Genomic DNA, 20,805 nt, shown 5'->3' on the forward strand with positions numbered 1-20,805 from the left:
CCTACCGTCCGAGTGCTGGTCATCCCATGAGCCTCGGTAGATAGTAAGCAAAAGAATCAAGTCGCGGTGACTGTGAAGTGGTCACGAACCGATTTGCGATTGAGCAGAACGAACACCATGAACATGACGACGACCTGAACGGCCTGGATGACATGGACCCACAGCGGATAGCTCGTGGTGAGCAGGTAGCAGTACGCCACCACCGTGATCACACTGATGACCAGGAGCGACCGGTACTTGGACTTGTTCTGCGTTCCCAGCCATCTGATCAACCGCGCGTAGTTGGCGAATATGGCCAGTACCGTGACGATTCGGACGCAGTCGGCAACGTAGAAGGCTTCCTTCGTGTACGGCGGTAGTGCCCCATCCGGGTCGTAGCCCGATCTGCGGAGCTGGAATTCGACGATGATCCGCACGAACACCAGGGAAAGAACCGAACTCAGAACGGCCAGCGACATCGCCACGATCAACAATCGCCCCACCGGGCGCACCGCTCCGTCCGCTTGCCAACCGTCCTGGTACAGACGGACGAAGAATTCACGCACTGATAGCCCTTTCGTCGGATGCCCGTCGAATACCGGTTCCCTTCGGTTCCCCGACCGGAATGTTCCTCGACACCACCAGAGGCTTCAGCTCACGCTCTCCGTTGCGATCAGGCGTGGACTGCAGAAGCATGAATTGAACACTGGCAGTGCTGCCGCCGATCTCGGCGTGCAGGCGAACGTGGTCTTCGAGCATGCGGTACGGAGGACTGTTCTCGATCGAACCGAGCCCACCACCGGATCTCATCGACAAACTCATCACCGCCTGAATCAGATCGAACAACGCTTTGGGGCCCCGGCTGCCCGGATTCCACAGTAACGCCCACGGCGGACGATGATGTGCCAGTGGCAATTCCGACCATTCGGACACGCTGCCGTCCACATCGAAACTCCTGACCAGCAAGTGCGAATCCGAGATGCCGGGATTGGGGCCGAAGAATCTCCAGTTCGGCACGGTCAGACCGACTTTGGACCACGCCAGCTGGTAGTTGAACTTCTGATCGGGCAGGTTGTGCAGGGTTGTGGCGACACCCCAGACCGTCACCAGTGCCCCGACACCGATCTCAGCCGATCCCCACAACGCGTCCTGCTTGGAGCGACGACCGTTCGGCGACAGTAAGGACATGTTCTGCTACCTCTCGTGCTCGTGATCGAAAACCGATGACCGACAGATGATTGGAGTGCGGGACGACGGTCAGGCTCGTCGCGTTCACTCGGTCTGCCAGCGCTCGCTGCGCGGCAGCATGCCCCTCCGCACCCTCGATGCCACTGTCCGCCGCAACGACCGACACCGGGACACCGAGCGGAGCGAACTCGGGAGCGGCAACGAACCGGAGAAACTCTCGACGGGCCTGGAGCTGGGTGGCCACGCACGACGAAAATGCCAGGTGCGCTTCGTGGATGGACCTCGGATAGTCCATGTCGTCCTCGAATGCTCGCGATCGCCTCGTATTGTCGAACAGACTGGACAGGATCTCCAGTTCGAGTGACTGGGTCACCTTGCCCAGCCGCTCGGGAATGCACGCCATGTCGCGAAAGAGAACCGGATCGGTGCCGTCGACGAGGACGATGTGGTCGGGCCGACGATCCGCGGGCTCGAGCCGGGCCAAGACGTCGTGAATGGCCAGCGACCCGATCGAATGACCAACGTAGACAACGGTTCTCGCTTCCGGAAATTCGGTCGCAGCGTATCGATATCCGGCCAGGACATCGATACCACGACTGCTTTCACCGTATCCCGCGCGGTTGTATCGGACGCAGTTGAGAGTGGGGAGGTTCTCCACCACCCACTGCCACGTCTCGACGGGGGTGCCCAGACCGTTCTCGAACACGACCAGGGGGCTCGACCTGTCTGCGTCTCGACCGCGAACCACGTTCGCTTCCAGTCGCCCCGTCGGCGTCTCGACCGAGACATAGCCCGGGATCGAGGGCCGGAACGACGTGGATTTCCTCGCGGTCCGCACACCCGAAGCAATCCCCATCACGCCGAGCACTCCGAGGCTGGGCAGAATCGCTCCTCGCCGAAGTTGCCCGAACACGCTCTTACGCAGCACGTGCCACCTCCCCGATTCGGGCCGCGATGGATGTCGCAGCCGCACCGCCTTCGAGGACGTAAGACGCAGCCGGATGCGTCGCACCGAATGCCCACACGAAACGCGGCAGACCCATGAAGTGGCCGATAGCCAGATGAAAGAGCCCTGCAACGGGAAGGACGCGGTGAACCTGCGCCGACTTGGGCATCAAGTACAGCAGCGGATACAACGTCTCGCCGAGGATCGTGCCCCAGCACACGAGCAGCGACGACGCCGGGATCTTGTCCAACAGTGCCGCAGCCCGCGGATGGCCGTACGCCTCGGTACGCATCACCGACACGAACGCGCGACCCGAGCGCCAGTCGTCCGAGACCAACTTGATGGCTCCGGAGGCGAAGTAGGACACCGCGAGTTGTGTGTTGATGGCGCGTAGCGCGAAATCGGCGGCGTCTTCGCGGTCCCGAAATGCCGAGGACAACGCGACGACAGTCGCCATGATGTCCTGCATCTGATCGGAGCCGTCACGGCCGAAGTTGGTGCGGTAACGCTCGAGCCCGAACACCACGGCCGAGACAGTCGAGGTGGCAACGGTGAGTCGACGGGTGTGCGGCAGTAGCAGCGTCACGATGCCGGCAGCAGCTTTCACCGTGTCGCAGCCGACGACGAATCGGTAGTCCTCCAACAACGCGGTCAGACGTGGGTGCTTCCGCGCGAACCTGGGGTACGCATGGCGAATCTGTGGGCTCAGCAGCTCGCCGGGCCGATAGAGGTCACGGCGTGCCAGACCTTCGGCGGCGGACACGCACTGGCCGAAAGCGGCAATGCGACGGGATCTCGCAAGATACTCGGAGGGAAGTCTCATGAAAGTGCGTCCTATTGGGTCGGGAATCGGCACGGAAGCTCGGGACACCGACCCGAGCGTCACGTCGACGCTCGGGCCGCGTCCGGTTGCGTCCGGGGTCAGCCGCGGTGTGCGTTGGTAGCGTTGACGACTGCGGTGGTCGCGTTCAGCGTCGCGGTGAGCAAGGCGAGATCCTCGGGCGTCGTCACCACCGTGACCGGAGTGGTGAGCACCGGAATTTCTCCCTTGGTATCGACACCGGTGACGACGTCGGTGAAATGCTGGTTGGCAGCTGCGGCAACGTCACGATTCGCGATCTTGATGGTCTGCATTCTCGTTCTCCTCATGTGATTGCTTCGTTGTCGGACAGGTACTGCATGTGGTGCGCCACCAGAATCCATAACGGGCCGATCGGTTCGCAATGGCGCGCGCGGACCGTCGGCGCAACGCCGCAGCACCAGCCCGGTTCGAGGGTTTCCGGACCGGATCCGGCACCGAAATTCCTCTCCGCCATCCGCCGAGGCGCGGCCCGCTGCCGTCCGGTCCGGAAACCTCGCCGACCGCCCCGACCAGGCGCTACAGCATGGGGACGATGCATCGGGCAGCGGATGTCGGCAGACTGGATGAACGAGAGCAGGCGCTCTCGAAGAATCAGCGGCATCGGCGAAAGGACGATCATGGATCGGAAGAAAGTGGAATACATCAAGGCCGCAATACTCGTGATTGTCGCGGCCATTTTCGCTTGGGGATTCGGCAGCACACAGACGGCGTACTTCGGACTCTTCGCGGTGCTGTGCGGAGTGCTGGCCGTCTTCGTCCTGTGGCGAGCCCCGAAGCTCGCTGCCCACGAATGACGCCACCGGATGACCGACGCGGTCGTTGTCGGTAGCGGACCCAATGGCCTCGCCGCCGCCGTGACTCTGGCCGCCGCCGGAGTCACAGTGCGGGTGCTCGAGGCCGCTACCGTCCCCGGCGGTGGCGTTCGCAGCGCGGAACTGACGCTGCAGGGGTTGCTGCACGACGAATGCTCGGCCTTCCACCCGCTCGCGCGTGACACGCCGTTCTCCCGTCGCGTGGATCTCACTCGATACGGGTTGCAGTGGCTCACCCCCGACCTGTCGTATTCGCACCCACTCGACGGCGGCCGAGGCGCAGCTGCGTGGCGATCGCTCGAGCGCACTGCGGAGGGGCTCGGGGGTGACGGTCGCCGGTGGCGATCGGTATTCGGTGGTACGACCCGCCGTCTCCCGCAGATCACCGAGGACATCCTCATCCCCGCTGTGCATGTGCCTCGCCATCCCCTCGACCTCGCGCGGTTCGGAGCTGCGGCCGGCTTACCGGCGCATGTGTTGGCCAAGGTCTGGCGAGACGAGCCGGCCCGGGCACTCTTCGCCGGAGTCGCTGCGCACGCTTTTCGCCCGTTCGGAGCCCTCGCGTCCTCGGCGATCGGCCTCACCCTCGGTGCGGCCGCACACCGATACGGCTGGCCCGTCGCCCGCGGCGGTTCCCAGGCGATCGCGCACGCAATGATCGCAGCGTTGACGGACTTGGGCGGGACGGTGGAAACCGGGATCCACGTGAGTTCCCTCGACATGCTCGGTGACCCCGACGTCGTCCTACTCGACGTCGCGCCTGCCGCAGCTGCGGCCATCACCGAATCCCGAGTGCCGGACCGAGTGGCTCGCGCCCTCCGCCGGTACCGCCACGGCCCCGGTGTGTTCAAGATCGACTACGCCGTCGACGGAGGAATACCGTGGCAGCACGAGGACTCGCGTTCGGCCGGGACCGTGCATGTCGGCGGCAGTCTGGAAGAGATCGCCCATTCCGAAGCCGAGATCACCCGGGGCAGGATGCCGCTGCACCCTTTCGTGCTGGTGGGCCAACAATCTGTGGTGGATCCGTCGCGCTCGTTCGGGGACGTCCACCCCGTGTACACGTACGCCCACGTACCCGCCGGGTACAGCGGCGATGCGACGGCTGCCGTCGAGTCCCGGATCGAACGGTTCGCACCGGGCTTCCGCGATCGAATTCTGATGCGCCACACCAGGTCGACCGCCGCCATGGCGATGCACAACGTCAACTACGTTGGCGGCGACATCGTCACCGGCGCGAACACCGCACGCCAACTTCTGTTGCGCCCGCGTCCAGCACTCGATCCCTATTCGCTCGGAGCTCCGGGGCTGTACTTGTGCTCGGCCGCAACCCCTCCCGGGGCAGGTGCGCACGGAATGTGCGGATACAACGCCGCCGACTCGGCCTTGAAGTACCTCGCCCGATGATGGGCTTCAGCTGCGAAGAATCTTCTCCATCGCCCTGCCCTTGGCGAGTTCGTCGATCAGCTTGTCCAGCAGACGAATCTTCTGCATCAATGGGTCCTCGACATCCTCGACGCGAATGCCGCAAACGACTCCGGTGATCAGAGATGCGTTCGGATTCAGATTCGCCGCCGCAAAGAAGTCCTCGAACGTCGAGTCGACCTCGAGATGATGTTCGAGGGTCGTCTGGTCGAATCCGGTGAGCCACCCAACGATCTCGTCGACCTCGGCCTTCGTTCGCTTCTTACGTTCGGCCTTCGCAACGTAGTGCGGATAGACAGAGCTGAATGCGGTCGTGAATATCCTGTGCACGCCAGTCAATCTAGACCCGTGAATGTGACATTGCACCGCCGAGACGTGTGCAGTGGTCCATTCACGCGAACTGGGGGGCGCACGAAAGAGCCCGCCACCGAAATCGGTGGCGGGCTCTTTCGGAAGCGAGTCCTACTTGACGGACAGCGATTCCAGGATTTCGCGCGCGAGGGCAGCGGTCTCGGACGGCGTCTTGCCGACCTTGACGCCTGCGGCCTCGAGTGCGTCCTTCTTCGCCTGCGCCGTTCCCAGCGAGCCGGAGACGATGGCGCCGGCGTGGCCCATGGTCTTGCCCTCGGGAGCGGTGAAGCCTGCGACGTAGCCGACGACCGGCTTGGTCACGTTGGCCTTGATGTAGTCGGCTGCACGCTCTTCGGCGTCGCCGCCGATCTCGCCGATCATGACGATGATCTTGGTCTCGGGGTCCGCCTCGAACGCCTCGATGGCGTCGATGTGGGTGGTTCCGATGACGGGGTCGCCGCCGATGCCGATGGCCGTCGAGAATCCGAAGTCGCGGAGCTCGAACATCATCTGGTAGGTCAGGGTGCCACTCTTGGAGACCAGGCCGATGGGGCCGGTTCCCGAGATGTTGGCGGGCGTGATGCCGACCAATGCCTCACCGGGAGTGATGATTCCGGGGCAGTTCGGCCCGATGATGCGGGTCTTCTTGCCCTTCTCCACGTTGTAGGCCCACGCGTATGCGGAGTCCTGCACGGGGATGCCCTCGGTGATGACGACGAGCAGCGGGATCTCCGCGTCGATCGCTTCGACGATGGCGTCCTTGGAGAATGCCGGCGGCACGAACGCGATGGACACGTCGGCTCCGGTCTTCTCCATTGCCTCGGAAACCGAAGCGAACACCGGCAATTCGATGTCGTTGCCCTGTGCGTCGACGTGCTTGACCGTGGTTCCGGCCTTGCGGGCGTTGACGCCACCGACGACCTGGGTGCCGGCCTTGAGCATCAGGGCGGTGTGCTTGGTGCCTTCGCCGCCGGTGATGCCCTGGACGATGACCTTGTTGTCCTTGTTCAGAAAGATAGACATTGTTTCCTCTACTTCGCTGCCAGCTCGGCGGCCTTGTCGGCGCCCTCGTCCATGGTTCCGGCGAGCGTCACCAGCGGGTGCGCGGCGTCGGCGAGAATCTTGCGGCCCTCTTCGACCTTGTTGCCGTCGAGACGGACGACCAGCGGCTTGTTGGCGTCGTCGCCCAGCTTCTTCAGCGCGCCGACGATGCCATTGGCGACTGCGTCACACGCGGTGATGCCACCGAAGACGTTGACGAACACGCTCTTGACCTGCTCGTCACCGAGGATGACGTCGAGGCCTGCGGCCATGACCTCGGCCGAAGCGCCGCCGCCGATGTCGAGGAAGTTGGCCGGCTTGACGCCGCCGTGTGCCTCGCCTGCGTATGCGACGACGTCGAGGGTCGACATGACCAGTCCGGCACCGTTTCCGATGATGCCGACCTGTCCGTCGAGCTTGACGTAGTTGAGGTCGTTCTCCTTGGCCTTGGCCTCGAGGGGATCGGCTGCGTCCTTGTCCTCGAACTCGGCGTGGCCGGCCTGGCGGAAGTCGGCGTTGGCGTCGAGCGTGACCTTGCCGTCGAGGGCGAGGATCTGATCGTCGGGGGTGCGAACCAGCGGGTTGACCTCGACCAGGAGAGCGTCTTCGTTGATGAAGACCTCCCACAGCTTCTGGATGGTCACCGCAGCGGCGTCGAGCACCTCGGCGGGCAGCTTGCCCTTCTCGGCGATCTCACGAGCGAACGCGAGGTCGACGCCCTTGACTGCGTCGACGGGGATACGTGCGAGTGCGTCGGGGTTCTCCTCCGCCGTCACCTCGATCTCGACTCCACCTTCGACCGAACACATCGCGAGGTAGGTGCGGTTGGTGCGATCGAGCAGGAAGGAGATGTAGTACTCCTCGGCGATGTCGGAGGCTTCTGCGACGAGAAGCTTCTTGACGACATGGCCCTTGATGTCGAGTCCGAGAATCGCTTCTGCGTTCTCGGTTGCTGCTGCGACGTCCTTGGAGTACTTGACGCCGCCGGCCTTGCCGCGGCCGCCGACCTTGACCTGCGCCTTGACCATTACTGGCTTGCCGATTTCTTCGGCAATCTGTGTTGCTCCGGCGACCGTGTCGGTGACACGACCGGCGGAGGTGGGTACGCCATGCTTGGCGAACAATTCCTTCGCCTGGTATTCGAAGAGATCCATCAGCTCACCGTCTCGTCTACGTTGACGCCCGCTCCAGGGGTGTGAGCGGGTCTGAGCATGGACTTTATCCAGGTGCCCCGACAGCGCATCGGGCGCATGGATGCTATGTGGTCTATCTCACCGCTGCGGTCGCAGTGAAACCGGCGTCACCGATCGGTGCGACGAGCCGAAAGTGCCGCCGCGACACCGAGAACGACGATTCCGGCAATCGATGGCACGACACCGGGGCCCATCTCCGGGTCGGCTGCGCGAGCGGACGTCAGTGGCCACGACGCGAGATGAACGATGCCCGCGACGGCCGCACCGACGAGCAGAACGCTGCCGCGCGCGGGGCGGGCTCGGGCGGCGACGACAGCGGCGACGACGACGCCGACGGCGAGCAGCAGCTGTCCCCAGGTGTCCCAACCCCACGGGAACTCGGTGATGGTCGCCGCGGTCAGATCGCTGCCTCGATACAGGGGCAGGGCCAACCCGACAGCCAGCAGAAGGGCCCCCACGAGCGCAGTTCCCAGCACCGGGAAGTGCGTGGCCGCATCCTCGGACGTGTCGACGTCGTCACGCTCGGCCGATCCGGCGAACAGTGCCAGCAGTCCGGTGACGGCCGCGACGACGACTCCCGCGATGATCAGCAGGGCACCCGTCCCGGTATCGACGCCCGCAAGATCCTCGGCCAGAACCACCGACTGCAACACGGCCGCCGCGGCCGAGACCGCAGCGAGCCAGAAGACGGACAAGAACGGACGTGCGGCGGCGGCGAACTCGGAGAACAGCAGCGGCACCGATGCCAGAATCGAGACGAAACCCGCTACGAGCACCACGCGGGTCGCCAGGATCGTGGGCACAGCAGTCGCGGCGTCGGTCTCGAGAATCGGCAACAGAGACCCCACCACCAGCAGTACGCCGGCAAGCACGCCCGCACTGCCTGCTGCCACATGCCACCTCGTGGTGCCGGGCCCGGAGACCCCGCGCGGACCCCGGCCGCCCTCGGCGACGGATCGAGCAGACGCCAGAGCGCGGCGATCACGACCGGAGGCAATCGGTGCCAACACAGCGCCCCCGACGGTCAACCCGAGCCCGGCAACGGTGCCGAGGTACGCCCCGAGCCCGGCCTCGATCCGAGCACCGGTACCCACTCCGGCGAGCAGACCGACACCCGCGAACGAGAGGACCCCGAGACCTGCACCGACGGCGGCACCGGACGCGACCAGCGGCGAGAGCGAGGCCAGAGCCGAGGCCGTGACCACGAGTGCGCCGATCCCGACCACCGCGGACCCCACCGCCACGAACACCGGCGACTCCACCACCGCCGAGACGATCACCACCGGATCGGCCGACCGGTACAGCGACGCGAACGCCGCTGCAGCGGCCACGACACCGAGCGCCCCGAGCAGCATCGACAACATCGGACCCACTCGGCCCGCCGTCGCCCGCCCCACGTGCTCCGAGTAGACCGAATGTCCGTACCCGTCACCGAGCGCTGCGCGATGCACTGCCGACCACCCCGCCGCACCCGCCAGAACCGACGCAGCGTGACCGGCGAGCAGAACATGAGAGCCGAGGGTGGCGTCGAGCATCGCGGCGCTCAGGGGACGGAACAGCTCGAGCCGGTTCGCGTCGATCGGATCGGACAACACAGCGAGATCGAGGATTGCGATTCCGAGCGTCACCGCGCCGAAGCCCGCGAGGAGCGCGGCACCGAATTCGATGCGTCGCATCGCAGCGCTGGCGGCCGCCGCAACCGCCACCACGACCGGGAGCGCAACGGCCAGCACAGCGGCCGACGAGACACCGTCGCCCACCGGCGAACCGTCGACGGCTCGGACGACGCCGATCAGCGGAGCTGCAGCGGCACACAGTGCGGCAACGACAGCGAGCACGACGGCGACGACGATGCGCGACGTGGGCGAATGATCTTCCACTCCGCCGCGGGCATCCTGCGGCGCTATACGTTGCGGTTCGGCTCGGTCGGAGCCGTGGGCGGACGAGTCGTCGAAGGTGGGGGTCGGCACTCGTAGGACGGTATCGGCTCGGTCGCGCCCCGAGCCGTCGGTCACGGTGCGTGCCGCGTTCGTGTCCGATTACGGATGTGGCGTCTCACCACATAAACCCTGGTCACTCTGTGAGCCATCTCACATATCACGCTGGTTTCGGCTGTTAACTTGCGCGGCCCGCAACCATTTCGTTACCGTCTCCCGAGTCTTTCAGTAACGGCCAGGTCACAGATATCGGAGGTTGTAGGTCTTGCAGCAGCACCGCGCGTCCTTTACTTCCAGCCGATTCTCTCGCCCGACGGCGGACGACGCGACCACGGTGTACAGCTACGAGCCCACCACCGAGCCGAGTGCGTACGAGGCCTATTCCTACCCCACGTACGAGTACGTCGAAGCCGATTTCGCCGGTCCAGTAGCAGCCGACGAGACACCGACCGTCGTCACGAAGATCGCCACCACCGCAGACGCCGCACCCGTGGCCCGTCGCGGCGGAGCACACCGAATCCCCGTTCCCCCGACTGCACTCAAGGGCCGTGCCGCCGTGCTGGCCGTGGCCGCCGGTGCCGTTGTTGCAGCAGGTCAAGCCGTCATCGACGACGATGCACCCACCGCAGTCGCCACCTCCGAGTACGCACTCGCCGCGGGTGAAGCACCGGCCGCCGCAGCACTCGCAGCCACCACTGCACCGCAGGCCGACGAGCCGGTAGCCGACGTTTCGAGCGCAACCCCCTCGCAGGCACCGCAGATCCTCAGCGTCGCCGCACCGGTCGACCTCAGCCAGTTCAACGACCTGCTCGCCAAGGGCCAGCGTTTCAGCGAAGAGCGGGCCGCACGCGAGGCCGCTGCCCGTCGCCCGCTGTTCTCCCTCCCGGCTCAGGGCACGTACACCTCCAACTTCGGCACTCGATGGGGCGTCCTGCATGCCGGCGTCGATGTCGCCAACGCCATCGGAACCCCTATCTACGCCGTCGCCGACGGCAAGGTGATCGATTCCGGTCCCGCATCGGGCTTCGGAATGTGGGTTCGCCTCCAGCACGCCGACGGCACGATCACGGTCTACGGCCACATCGACAGCTCGCTCGTCACCGTGGGCCAGGATGTCATGGCCGGCGACCAGATCGCACGCATGGGTAACCGCGGCTTCTCCACCGGCCCGCACCTGCACTTCGAGGTTCATCTCCCGGGTGAGGTCAAGATCGATCCCCTCCCCTGGCTCGCGTCCCGAGGAATCTCCCTCGGACCCGAAATGGACTGAGTCCTTCTCCACCGCTTCACAACAAAGCCGGACCCCGCTTTCGCAGGGCCCGGCTTTCGCGTTGTCGGGACTTCTACAGCTTGGTCATCGGAACGCCGCCGATGAGCATCATCTTGACGCGACCTGCCGAGCCGAAATCGATCAGCACCATTGCCTTGACTCCGGCACCGGTGGATTCGAGCACCGTGCCCAGTCCGTACTTGTCGTGGCTGACTCGATCACCCACGGCCAGAACCAGATTGGAATTTCGACCCTTCGCGGCACCGAAGCTCGGAGACGAACTCTGGCCACGACTCGACGACCCGCCGTAGCTACCGGAGCCGTAGTTGCCCGAGCCGTAACCGCCGCCCGAGCCGTAACTGTTCGATCCATAGCTGCCGGATCTACCGCCGCCGATTGCGCGGCCGCCGCCGGTGCCCGGATCTTCACGACGCCAGTCGATCAGATGCTGCGGAACCTCTTGCAGGAAGCGTGATTCCGGGTTGGCAATGGGCTGACCCCACGCCGACCTCATGATCGCGCGCGTGAGGTAGAGCCGTTGCCGCGCGCGAGTGATGCCCACGTACGCCAGGCGTCGCTCCTCGGACAGCTCGTTCGGATCACCGAGCGCACGCATGTGCGGGAACTGGCCGTCTTCCCACCCGGTGACGAAGACGACCGGAAATTCCAGCCCTTTGGCGGTGTGCAGCGTCATCAACGTCACGACGCCGGTGCCCGAATCGGGAATCTGATCGGTGTCGGCAACCAGAGAAACCCGTTCGAGGAAAGCGGCCAACGAACCGGGCTCGGCCAGACCGTCGACACCGCCGTCCTCGTCGTTCCGGTCGTCACCTGTTTCGAGTGCCTCTTCCGCCACTGCGGCCTGGTTACGCGCCTCGGACGTGAACTCCCGTGCGACGCTGACCAATTCGTTGAGGTTGTCCAGGCGAGCACCGTCCTGCGGGTCGCTACTGGCCTCAAGCTCGGCGCGATAGCCGGTGCGGTCCAGAACTGCTTCGACCACGTCGCCGATATCGGCGATGTCGTTGCCGTCTCCGTCGGTGGCCGTCAGGACGGCACGCAACTCGTCGAGCAGTTCCATGAACTGAGCGATCAACTTCTGCTGCCGCGAGTTGAGCAACGCCACCTTGCCCGCGGCCGCGTCGTGCAGCGCTCGCGAGAAGCTGATGTCGCGTTGCTCGGCGTGCACGGCCACACACGCCTCGGCGCGGTCTCCGATGCCACGGCGGGGGGTATTGAGGATGCGCCGCATACTGACGGTGTCGTCTTCGTTGGACAGCACGCGCAGGTACGCAACGAGATCACGGACCTCCTTGCGCTCGTAGAACCGGACTCCGCCGACCACCTTGTACGGCAGGCCCAATCGAATGAAGATCTCTTCGAGCGCACGCGAGGAGTTGTTGGTGCGGTAGAACACCGCCACCTCGTCGAAACGCACATCTCCGCTGTCGACGAGTCGATCGATCTCCGACGCGACGAACGACGCCTCGTCGTGCTCGTTGTCGGCGACGTACCCGACGATCAGTTCGCCTTCACCGGTGTCGGTCCACAACTTCTTCTCGCGGCGTCCGATGTTGCGCGAGATGACGGCATTGGCCGCCGACAGAATGTTCTGCGTCGATCGGTAGTTCTGCTCGAGCAGAATGGTGCGAGCGTCGGGGTAGTCGCGCTCGAACTCCTCGATGTTGCGAATGGTCGCGCCGCGGAATGCGTAGATCGACTGGTCGGCGTCACCCACCACGCACAGTTCTCCCGGCGCAACGGTGCCTTCGAGCGCGCCGTCCGCATCGGGGGTGCCGACGAGTTCGCGAACCAGCATGTACTGGGCGTGGTTGGTGTCCTGGTACTCGTCGACCAGTACGTGCCGGAACCGGCGTCGGTAGTACTGCGCCACCTGCGGGAAGGCCTGCAGAATGCCCACGGTTTCGCCGATGAGGTCGTCGAAGTCCATGGCGTTGGCCGCGCGCAGACGCTGCTGATAGATGCGATAGACCTTCGCGACGAGTCGGGGCAGCTCGGCAGGGTCGCCGTCGGCGTCCTCGGCGGCCTTGTCCGGGCCGATCAGCTCGTTCTTGAGGTTGGAGATCGCCGTCGAGAGCAGGCGGGCCGAGAACTTCTTGGTGTCGATCTGCAGGTCTTTCGAGATCATCGTCAACAGCCGACGTGAGTCGTCCGCGTCGTAGATCGAGAAGTTGGAGTTCAACCCCGGCAACAGTGCCGCCTGGGCCCGCAGGATGCGCACGCAACTGGAGTGGAACGTCGACACCCACATCGCGTTTGCCCTGGGCCCCACCAAACCGGCCACCCGCTCGCGCATCTCGGCGGCCGCCTTGTTGGTGAACGTGATCGCCAGGACCTGCCCCGGCGACACCCCCCGCTCCGCGAGCAGATACGCGATGCGACGCGTCAGCACCGCTGTCTTGCCCGAGCCTGCACCGGCCACGATGAGCAGCGGCGATCCCGTGTGCACGACGGCCTCACGCTGCTGAGGATTGAGCCCCTCCAGCAGCGCGTCGGACGAGGTGTTCTTACGGGACTCGAGGCCCTGGAGGAATGTGTTCATCGTCTGGCCAGGCTACCGGCGTGTACCGACAAACCCACATCCCGTGGTCGTCGGCGTCGTCTCCGACTTTTCAGGACGGTTACCCCGTGGCACACTGGATCGGTGATCGAAAAAGTCGTGCGTCATCGCTTGCGTCGGATCGGCCACTGCGCAGCCGGACGAGCGGGAGCCTGTCGACAGTCGTAACGCCCCAGCTTTCCCGGCGGGAATCTCGTCGATCTCGGTCCTTCGAGACGAAACCCAGCCGACAGCCGCTGCAGTTCCGAATACGAAAGGCGTAACGGTGCCGGACGACGCAACGATCCAAGATGTGACCCGAGGAGAGACGATGGCTATGACGACGAAGATCGATTCAGAGACTGCATTGCCTTCCAGCGAAGCCGAGATCAACGACCTGCGTCAGGAGATCGACCGTCTCGACGCCGAGATCCTCGCAGCAGTGCGGCGTCGGTCCGAGGTCTCGCAGATCATCGGACGCACCCGCATGGCGTCCGGCGGCCCGCGCCTCGTGCACAGCCGTGAGATGAAAGTTCTCGAGCGTTTCAGCAGCCTCGGCCAGGAGGGTCACACGCTGGCCATGCTCCTGCTCCGCCTCGGCCGCGGTCGCCTCGGCCACTGACCGAACCCCGGTTGGGCGCGCAGGATGCACGCCCAACCGATGCTCTACTTCAGTGCGATGTACTTGGTCTCGAGGTATTCCTCGATTCCCTCGGATCCGCCCTCACGGCCGAATCCGGATTCTTTGACTCCACCGAACGGTGCTGCCGCGTCCGAGATCACTCCGCGGTTGACACCCACCATGCCGCTGTCGATCGCGTCGGCCACCCGTAGCGCACGGTCCAGGCTTTCGGTGTAGATGTACGACGCCAAGCCGTACTCGGTGGCGTTGGCCGCGTCGATTCCTTCTTGTTCGGTGTCGAATCCGACGATCGGGGCCACCGGACCGAACACTTCCTCCTTCAGAATGCGGGCCGACGCCGGCATGTCGGTGAGTACGGTCGCCGGGTAGAAGTAGCCGTCGCCACCCGGTGCGCTACCGCCGAGCGCTACCGTCGCTCCCTTCTCCACTGCATCGTCGACGAGCTCCTGCACGGTCTCGAGCTGGTCTGCGTTGATCAGCGGGCCGAGCTTGGTGTCGGGGTCGACGCCGGGTCCGAGCTTCATCTCGGACATCTTCGCCACCAACTTGGTGGTGAATTCCTCACGCACACTGTTGTGCACGTGCAGACGGTTCGCCGCCGTGCAGGCCTCGCCGCCGTTGCGCATCTTCGCCAGCATCGCGCCGTCCACCGCGTCGTCGATGTTCGCGTCGTCGAACACCACGAACGGGGCATTGCCACCGAGTTCCATCGACGTCCGCAGCAACCTCGTCGCGGACTTCTCGACGAGCGATTTGCCGACGCCGGTGGATCCGGTGAAGGTGAGTTTGCGGAGCCTCGGGTCTTCTAGCAGCGGCCCGGTGACGTCGCCGGACTTCGACGTCGTCAGCACGGAGAGCACGCCCTCCGGCAGGCCGACCTCGTCGAAGATCTGCGCGAGCAGCAACATCGTCAGCGGGGTCTCCCGGGCCGGCTTGACCACGATGGTGCAGCCGGCGGCCAGAGCGGGCCCGATCTTCCTGGTGCCCATCGCCAACGGAAAGTTCCACGGGGTGATCGCCAGTACCGGGCCGACCGGAGCCTTAGTCACGAGAATGCGGCCGTTGCCTGCCGGGGCCGGGGTGTATCGACCGCCGATGCGCACCGCTTCCTCGGCAAACCACCGGAAGAACTCCGCGCCGTATTTCACCTCGGCCTTCGACTCCGCGAGGGCCTTGCCCATTTCCAGAGTCATCAACAGCGCGATGTCGTCGGCACGCTCGGTGACCTTCTCGAACGCCGCTCGAAGAATTTCACTGCGTTCGCGGGCAGGTGTTGCCGCCCAGCTCTTCTGCGCCGCAGCAGCCGCGTCGAGGGCCTTCATCGCGTCGGCGGGCGATGCGTCGGCCACCTCCGTCAGGGGCTTGCCGGTCGCCGGATCGTTCACCGGGAACGTCTTACCGCCCTCGGCGTCGACGGCCTTGCCGCCGATCCACAGTTTTGCCGGAATCGAATCGATCAATGCACGTTGGTCCATACCGTCCATGATGCCTCCGCAGCGCCCGATGCAAACGACAAACGACGCGCGCATGACTCGGCACCGGATTACTGTTGGTTCGTATGAGCGTCGATATCACCGGCACGGATGCCTGGCAGAAACTGACCGATCACCACTCCGCGATTGCCGATACTCATCTCCGAACTCTGTTCGCCGATGACGCCGACCGAGGGCGCACCTTCACCCTTGGCGCCGCGGATCTTCACATCGACTACAGCAAGCACCGCGTCACCAGCGAGACTCTCGCGCTGCTGATCGAACTGGCGCGCACCGCAGACGTCGAAGGCAAGCGCGACGCCATGTTCGCAGGCGAGCACATCAACACCTCCGAGGATCGCGCTGTGCTGCACACCGCGCTGCGTCTACCGGCCGATGCGTCGTTGACCGTCGACGGCCAGAACGTGGTTGCCGATGTACACGAAGTCCTCACGGCCATGGGCGAATTCACCGATCGCGTGCGTTCGGGCGAATGGGTCGGTGCCACGGGCGAGAAGATCTCCACCGTCGTCAACATCGGTATCGGTGGATCCGATCTGGGCCCGGTCATGGTCTACAACGCACTCCGTCACTACGCCGATGCGGGGATCTCCGCGAAGTTCGTCTCGAACGTCGACCCCGCCGATCTCGTCGGCGCGCTCGACGGACTCGACCCGGCGTCGACGCTGTTCATCATCGCGTCCAAGACGTTCTCCACCCTCGAGACGCTGACCAACGCGACCGCGGCCCGCCGCTGGCTCGTCGACGCACTCGGTGAGGACGCCGTCGCCAAGCACTTCGTCGCCGTGTCCACCAACGCCGAACGCGTCGCAGACTTCGGCATCGACACCGCCAACATGTTCGGCTTCTGGGACTGGGTGGGCGGACGCTATTCCGTGGACTCGGCAATCGGCCTGTCGGTCATGGCCGTTGTCGGCAAAGAGGCGTTCGCCGAATTCCTCGACGGCTTCCACCGCATCGACGAGCATTTCCGGTCGACACCGCTCGCCGAGAACGCGCCGGTTCTGCTCGGCTTGATCGGCCTGTGGTACAGCTCGTTCTTCGGTGCGGAAACCCGTGCGGTACTGCCGTATTCGAATGACCTCTCGCGCTTTGCGGCCTACCTACAGCAGCTGACGATGGAGTCCAACGGCAAGTCCGTCAAGGCCGACGGCTCCCCCGTCACCACCCCCACCGGAGAGATCTTCTGGGGCGAGCCGGGCACCAACGGTCAGCATGCCTTCTACCAATTGCTGCACCAGGGAACACGTTTGGTGCCGGCAGACTTCATCGGCTTCGCCGAGCCCACCGACGATCTGCCCACCCGCGACGGCAGCGGCTCGATGCACGACCTGTTGATGAGCAACTTCTTCGCCCAGACCAAGGTGCTCGCCTTCGGCAAGACCGCCGAGGAAATCGCCGCCGAGGACACACCCGCAGATGTGGTGCCGCACAAGGTGATGCCGGGCAATCGACCGTCCACCTCGATCCTCGCCCCCAAACTCACCCCGTCCGTCGTCGGCCAATTGATCGCCCTGTACGAACACCAGGTCTTCGTCGAAGGCGTCATCTGGGGCGTCGACTCCTACGACCAGTGGGGCGTCGAACTCGGCAAGACCCAGGCACTCGAACTGACCCCGGTACTCACCGACACCGAAGCCCCTGCCGTGCAATCGGATTCGTCCACCGACGCACTGGTGCGCTGGTACCGCGATCAGCGGGGTCGCGCAGTCTGAGGTCGGTCGGGGGATCTACGGCCCTGGTAGGAATCTGCGCACCCTGCAGGCGGTGCGGATTCCTGGACGGGCCGTAGATTGCCGCTCGACGGATCCAAACAGGTCGGCCGTGCGTCCAATCGAGCATGGACTTCGACCAGTGTGGGCTCTTCACCCGTGCCGATGCGCTCGCGTCGGGCTGCACCGATGACAACCTTCGCCGGGCACGCGCACACAAGTCCATTGTTGCAATCCGTAGAGGCTGGTTCGTTCGAGGGGATGTGTTCGCAACACTGAACTCTGCGCAGCAGCATGCACTCTTGGCGCAGGCGACCTATACCGATTCCGGCGACGACGTCGTACTCAGCCACGTATCCGCAGCGGTGGTTCTCGGACTCGACGTGTGGAACTTGCCGCTCGACACGGTGACGATGACCAACCGTCAGGGCCACTCGGGCAAGCGCAGTCGACGCCGGTTCCTCCACGGCACCGATCTACTGGACGACGAGTGGTTTCATCTCGACGGTATGCGTGTCACACGTCCCGCGCGCACAGTCGTCGACGTCGCCAGGACTCATCCACTCGAGGTTGCGGTGTGCCTCGGTGATCGGGCATTGCGCCACGGCCTCACCACGATCGAGGAACTCGAGAAGTTCTGCGACGCAGCGCAATTCCGAATTGGTACCGGACGCGCCAGACGTGCAGTCAGCGTGATGAGTGCGCGGAGCGACAGCGTCGGCGAAAGTCGATCGCGACTGATCCTGCAGACAGTGTCGACTCCGCTGTCCAATCAGACGATCTTCGACGAAGGCGGTCGACGCATTGCCCGTACCGACTTCCTGTTTCCCGACCTGGCCGAGGTGATCGCCGAGTTCGACGGGGAAGACAAGTACGGTCCGCAGCCACGGCAAGCGATCATCGCGGAGAAGAATCGGCACAACCGGTTGGCCGAGCAGGGCAGAACGGTGTTCAGATTCGACTGGCGGGACCTGTCGACTCCGCACGTCATCATCGACCGGCTTGATGCTGCCTACCGGCGGGCATTGCTCCTCGGCCCGCCGAGTGGACGGTACGCCGAGCTACCCCTCCCCACAGCTACGGCGCTCGTAGGAATATGCGCACCCTACAGGCGGTGCGAATTCCCACGAGGGGCGTAAATCCCCGGACGGCCACTACACCCGAGCCAACACCGCTGCCGTATCGACTCCCGTCGGCAGGGTGCCGAAGGCAATGCCCCAGTCGCGGTCGAGTCGGCTCGCGCAGAAGGCGTCGGCCACCGCAGGGTTTCCGTGCATCACCAGTTGCGCGCCTTGGAAGGTCAGGGCCATCAGTTCGACGACGCGGCGGGCGCGGTATTCCATGTCGGAGGTGTCGGAGAGTTCTTTCCCGACGCGGGCGATGGCGTCGTCCAGTCGAGAGTCCACGCCCGACGCCTTGCCGATCTCACCGAAGAAGGCCTCGACGCTGTCGGGTTGACGAGCGAGTGCACGCAGCGAGTCGAGTGCGGCGACGTTGCCCGAGCCCTCCCAGATCGACATCAGCGGCGATTCGCGGAACAACCGAGGCATACCCGATTCTTCGACGTAACCGTTGCCGCCCAGGCATTCGAGTGCTTCGGCCGCATGTGCGGGTGCGCGCTTGCACACCCAGTACTTGGTGATGGCCAGAGCAATTCGGCGTAGCGCGCTCTCCTGATCGTCGCCGCGAGCGGAACCGTCGGTGGCCTGCGCCAGGCGGATCATGGCCGCGGTCGCCGCTTCGGATTCGATGGTCAAGTCTGCCAATACGTTTCGCATCAGAGGCTGATCGATCAGTTGCGCACCGAAGGCAGCTCGGTGACGTGCGTGATGCACCGCGCGGACGGTGGCGTTGCGGATACCGGCAGCCGAGCCGATGACGCAGTCCAATCTGGTCATGTTCACCATCTCGATGATGGTGCGCACCCCGCGGCCCTCCTCGCCGACGAGCCAGCCGGTCGCACCGTCGTATTCCAGTTCCCCCGAGGCGTTGGATTTGTTGCCGAGCTTGTCCTTCAAGCGCTGCAGCATCATTCGGTTACGGGTGCCGTCGGGCAGCACCCGCGGCAACATGAAGCACGAGAGCCCGCCGGGTGCCTGGGCCAACGTCAGGAACATGTCCGACATCGGTGCCGACGTGAACCACTTGTGGCCGACGATCGAATAGGTGCCGTCCGACGACGGGGTGGCGGTGGTGGTGTTGGCGCGAACGTCAGAGCCGCCTTGCTTCTCTGTCATCGACATACCGGCGATCAAGCCGCGTTTGCTCGACGGCTCGCGCAGCCCGAAATCGTATTCCCGGGACGCCAGCAATGGTTCGAACTGTTCGGCCAGAGATGGGTTGTGCCGCAACGCGGGTACGACGGCGTAGGTCATCGAGATCGGGCACATGTGGCCTGCTTCGGCCTGTCCCCATACATAGAATTTCGCGGCGCGGGCCACGTGCGCACCCACTCGGTCGTCTGTCCACGGGCTGGCGTGCAGTCCGTGCTGGACCGCGACGGTCATCAGGTCGTGCCAATGCGGGTGGAATTCGACCTCGTCGACGCGATGGCCGTACCGATCGTGTGTTCTGAGCACCGGTGGGTTCTCGTTCGCGAGCCTGCCCCACTCCTGGGCCTCGACTCCGCCGGCGAGAGCGCCCAATTGCCGCACCTCGTCGCGCGCCCAGCCGCCGCCGGCGCGGTCGAGGCCGTCCAGCAGCGAGGCGTCGTCGGACACGTCGTAGGGCGTCAGGTCGGTCGCCTGATTGAAGACCTCATGTGTGTTCATCTCGAACTCCTAACGCACGCAACGAATAAGCGACGAGACCGGGGACCACGTCCACGGACTCGTGCGAGGACAACGGACCGACCAGCACTTCGCCGACGGCGCCCACGAGGCCGGCGGCCGAGATCGCCGCATCCTGATCGGGAATTTCCCCGGCGGCGATTCCTGCCACGATCGCGTCGGCGAACGCAGCGGTGAATTTGCGCCGGAACACCAACCGCTCGGCGTCCACTGCTGGATCGACCGGTTCGGCGAGCAGCGCGTAGGCCATCGTGCGGTTCTTCAGGGCTCGCCCGGCGAACGTCTGGACCACCGCGGCGACTCGCTCGGATGTGCTGCCGTGCGCGGCGACGGCGACCACCGCAGCCACTTCTCGGGTGCATACCTGCCGGAAGATCTCGACGACCAGGTCGGATTTGCCGTCGAAGTGCGTGTAGACGCTGCCCGCAGACACGCCGGCGGCCGCGGCGACCGAGGCCACCGACAGGCCCGCGTATCCCTTGGTGGACAGGACCTCGACGGCGGCAGCAAGCAGTTTCGTTCGGCCGGCATCGAGCCGGGCCTGCACTGCGGGTGTTCGCCGGTAGGGCATTGAAGGATTGAAGCACTGATTCAGTGCTTCACG

General features: G+C 64.9%; 19 protein-coding genes. 6 read left to right on the top strand and 13 right to left on the bottom strand.

Annotated elements, in window-relative coordinates:
• Positions 1-56: 56 nt before the first annotated feature.
• The 5 genes from E4P29_RS17855 to E4P29_RS17875 all read right to left on the bottom strand — a co-directional run bounded on the left by E4P29_RS17855 (position 57) and on the right by E4P29_RS17875 (position 3,247).
• A complete protein-coding gene (locus tag E4P29_RS17855) occupies positions 57-545 on the bottom strand; it encodes a hypothetical protein (RefSeq protein ID WP_135046531.1) in 489 nt (162 codons plus the stop codon).
• Positions 538-1,167, bottom strand: coding sequence for a hypothetical protein (locus E4P29_RS17860; protein ID WP_135046532.1), 630 nt, complete (start codon positions 1,165-1,167; stop codon positions 538-540). The genes E4P29_RS17855 and E4P29_RS17860 overlap by 8 nt, the downstream gene beginning before the upstream one ends.
• Positions 1,106-2,095 (bottom strand): alpha/beta hydrolase, encoded by a 990-nt coding sequence (locus E4P29_RS17865; RefSeq protein WP_135046533.1) that lies wholly within the window; start codon positions 2,093-2,095, stop codon positions 1,106-1,108. The genes E4P29_RS17860 and E4P29_RS17865 overlap by 62 nt, the downstream gene beginning before the upstream one ends.
• On the bottom strand, positions 2,085-2,936 hold the full coding sequence (locus tag E4P29_RS17870) for a hypothetical protein (RefSeq protein ID WP_135046534.1): 852 nt from the start codon (positions 2,934-2,936) through the stop codon (positions 2,085-2,087). Before E4P29_RS17870 ends, E4P29_RS17865 begins: the two co-directional genes overlap by 11 nt.
• A gap of 98 nt (positions 2,937-3,034) precedes the next feature.
• Positions 3,035-3,247, bottom strand: a complete 213-nt coding sequence (locus tag E4P29_RS17875) for a hypothetical protein (RefSeq protein WP_135046535.1) — start codon at positions 3,245-3,247, stop codon at positions 3,035-3,037.
• Between the two features lie 345 nt (positions 3,248-3,592).
• On the opposite strand from E4P29_RS17875, the gene E4P29_RS25965 reads away from it, so the two are divergent.
• Both E4P29_RS25965 and E4P29_RS17880 read left to right on the top strand, forming a co-directional pair.
• A complete protein-coding gene (locus tag E4P29_RS25965; RefSeq protein ID WP_167735525.1) occupies positions 3,593-3,769 on the top strand; it encodes a hypothetical protein in 177 nt (58 codons plus the stop codon).
• Between the two features lie 9 nt (positions 3,770-3,778).
• Positions 3,779-5,194, top strand: coding sequence for an NAD(P)/FAD-dependent oxidoreductase (locus tag E4P29_RS17880; RefSeq protein ID WP_135046536.1), 1,416 nt, complete (start codon positions 3,779-3,781; stop codon positions 5,192-5,194).
• Between the two features lie 6 nt (positions 5,195-5,200).
• Here E4P29_RS17880 and E4P29_RS17885 read toward each other — a convergent pair whose 3' ends face one another.
• The 4 genes from E4P29_RS17885 to E4P29_RS17900 form a co-directional block, all read right to left on the bottom strand.
• The gene (locus E4P29_RS17885) at positions 5,201-5,542 is read right to left on the bottom strand and encodes a DUF2200 domain-containing protein (protein WP_135046537.1); all 342 of its coding nucleotides are present in this window, start codon (positions 5,540-5,542) and stop codon (positions 5,201-5,203) included.
• A gap of 132 nt (positions 5,543-5,674) precedes the next feature.
• A complete protein-coding gene (sucD, locus tag E4P29_RS17890) occupies positions 5,675-6,586 on the bottom strand; it encodes a succinate--CoA ligase subunit alpha (protein ID WP_032371251.1) in 912 nt (303 codons plus the stop codon).
• An 8-nt stretch (positions 6,587-6,594) separates the two neighbouring features.
• Positions 6,595-7,758, bottom strand: coding sequence for an ADP-forming succinate--CoA ligase subunit beta (gene sucC / locus E4P29_RS17895; RefSeq protein WP_032377331.1), 1,164 nt, complete (start codon positions 7,756-7,758; stop codon positions 6,595-6,597).
• A 146-nt stretch (positions 7,759-7,904) separates the two neighbouring features.
• Entirely contained in the window at positions 7,905-9,767 is a 1,863-nt protein-coding gene (locus E4P29_RS17900) for a hypothetical protein (protein WP_245154389.1), read from the bottom strand.
• Positions 9,768-9,999: 232 nt separating this feature from the next.
• Here E4P29_RS17900 and E4P29_RS17905 point away from each other — a divergent pair, with 232 nt between their 5' ends.
• On the top strand, positions 10,000-11,004 hold the full coding sequence (locus tag E4P29_RS17905) for a M23 family metallopeptidase (protein WP_135046538.1): 1,005 nt from the start codon (positions 10,000-10,002) through the stop codon (positions 11,002-11,004).
• Positions 11,005-11,077: 73 nt separating this feature from the next.
• Here the strand turns inward: E4P29_RS17905 and pcrA are convergent, their stop codons facing one another.
• Positions 11,078-13,567: a DNA helicase PcrA gene (pcrA, locus tag E4P29_RS17910; protein WP_135046539.1), complete on the bottom strand. Its 2,490-nt coding sequence runs from the start codon at positions 13,565-13,567 to the stop codon at positions 11,078-11,080.
• 328 nt (positions 13,568-13,895) lie between these two features.
• Here pcrA and E4P29_RS17915 point away from each other — a divergent pair, with 328 nt between their 5' ends.
• Complete coding sequence (locus tag E4P29_RS17915) at positions 13,896-14,186, top strand: chorismate mutase (RefSeq protein ID WP_027496010.1); 291 nt, start codon at positions 13,896-13,898, stop codon at positions 14,184-14,186.
• 44 nt (positions 14,187-14,230) lie between these two features.
• On the opposite strand, the gene E4P29_RS17920 is transcribed toward E4P29_RS17915, so the two are convergent.
• The gene (locus E4P29_RS17920) at positions 14,231-15,682 is read right to left on the bottom strand and encodes an NAD-dependent succinate-semialdehyde dehydrogenase (RefSeq protein WP_135046668.1); all 1,452 of its coding nucleotides are present in this window, start codon (positions 15,680-15,682) and stop codon (positions 14,231-14,233) included.
• Between the two features lie 83 nt (positions 15,683-15,765).
• Here E4P29_RS17920 and pgi point away from each other — a divergent pair, with 83 nt between their 5' ends.
• On the top strand, positions 15,766-17,415 hold the full coding sequence (gene pgi, locus E4P29_RS17925) for a glucose-6-phosphate isomerase (RefSeq protein ID WP_135046540.1): 1,650 nt from the start codon (positions 15,766-15,768) through the stop codon (positions 17,413-17,415).
• Positions 17,416-17,540: 125 nt separating this feature from the next.
• Complete coding sequence (locus E4P29_RS17930; protein WP_135046541.1) at positions 17,541-18,551, top strand: hypothetical protein; 1,011 nt, start codon at positions 17,541-17,543, stop codon at positions 18,549-18,551.
• Between the two features lie 15 nt (positions 18,552-18,566).
• Here the strand turns inward: E4P29_RS17930 and E4P29_RS17935 are convergent, their stop codons facing one another.
• Positions 18,567-20,183 (bottom strand): acyl-CoA dehydrogenase family protein, encoded by a 1,617-nt coding sequence (locus E4P29_RS17935; RefSeq protein WP_135046542.1) that lies wholly within the window; start codon positions 20,181-20,183, stop codon positions 18,567-18,569.
• On the bottom strand, positions 20,170-20,772 hold the full coding sequence (locus E4P29_RS17940; RefSeq protein WP_027496005.1) for a TetR/AcrR family transcriptional regulator: 603 nt from the start codon (positions 20,770-20,772) through the stop codon (positions 20,170-20,172). Before E4P29_RS17940 ends, E4P29_RS17935 begins: the two co-directional genes overlap by 14 nt.
• Positions 20,773-20,805: the final 33 nt, after the last annotated feature.

It is taken from the genome of Rhodococcus sp. 1R11, assembly GCF_004563845.1.
GTDB lineage: Bacteria > Actinomycetota > Actinomycetes > Mycobacteriales > Mycobacteriaceae > Rhodococcoides.

Coding starts and splice junctions, on each gene's coding strand:
- E4P29_RS17860 (WP_135046532.1), bottom strand. CDS start 1,167: ATGTCCTTACTGTCGCCGAACGGTCGTCGCTCCAAGCAGGACGCGTTG.
- E4P29_RS17870 (WP_135046534.1), bottom strand. CDS start 2,936: ATGAGACTTCCCTCCGAGTATCTTGCGAGATCCCGTCGCATTGCCGCT.
- E4P29_RS17875 (WP_135046535.1), bottom strand. CDS start 3,247: ATGCAGACCATCAAGATCGCGAATCGTGACGTTGCCGCAGCTGCCAAC.
- E4P29_RS25965 (WP_167735525.1), top strand. CDS start 3,593: ATGGATCGGAAGAAAGTGGAATACATCAAGGCCGCAATACTCGTGATT.
- E4P29_RS17880 (WP_135046536.1), top strand. CDS start 3,779: ATGACCGACGCGGTCGTTGTCGGTAGCGGACCCAATGGCCTCGCCGCC.
- sucD (WP_032371251.1), bottom strand. CDS start 6,586: ATGTCTATCTTTCTGAACAAGGACAACAAGGTCATCGTCCAGGGCATC.
- sucC (WP_032377331.1), bottom strand. CDS start 7,758: ATGGATCTCTTCGAATACCAGGCGAAGGAATTGTTCGCCAAGCATGGC.
- pcrA (WP_135046539.1), bottom strand. CDS start 13,567: ATGAACACATTCCTCCAGGGCCTCGAGTCCCGTAAGAACACCTCGTCC.
- E4P29_RS17915 (WP_027496010.1), top strand. CDS start 13,896: ATGGCTATGACGACGAAGATCGATTCAGAGACTGCATTGCCTTCCAGC.
- E4P29_RS17920 (WP_135046668.1), bottom strand. CDS start 15,682: ATGGACCAACGTGCATTGATCGATTCGATTCCGGCAAAACTGTGGATC.
- pgi (WP_135046540.1), top strand. CDS start 15,766: ATGAGCGTCGATATCACCGGCACGGATGCCTGGCAGAAACTGACCGAT.
- E4P29_RS17930 (WP_135046541.1), top strand. CDS start 17,541: ATGGACTTCGACCAGTGTGGGCTCTTCACCCGTGCCGATGCGCTCGCG.
- E4P29_RS17935 (WP_135046542.1), bottom strand. CDS start 20,183: ATGAACACACATGAGGTCTTCAATCAGGCGACCGACCTGACGCCCTAC.
- E4P29_RS17940 (WP_027496005.1), bottom strand. CDS start 20,772: ATGCCCTACCGGCGAACACCCGCAGTGCAGGCCCGGCTCGATGCCGGC.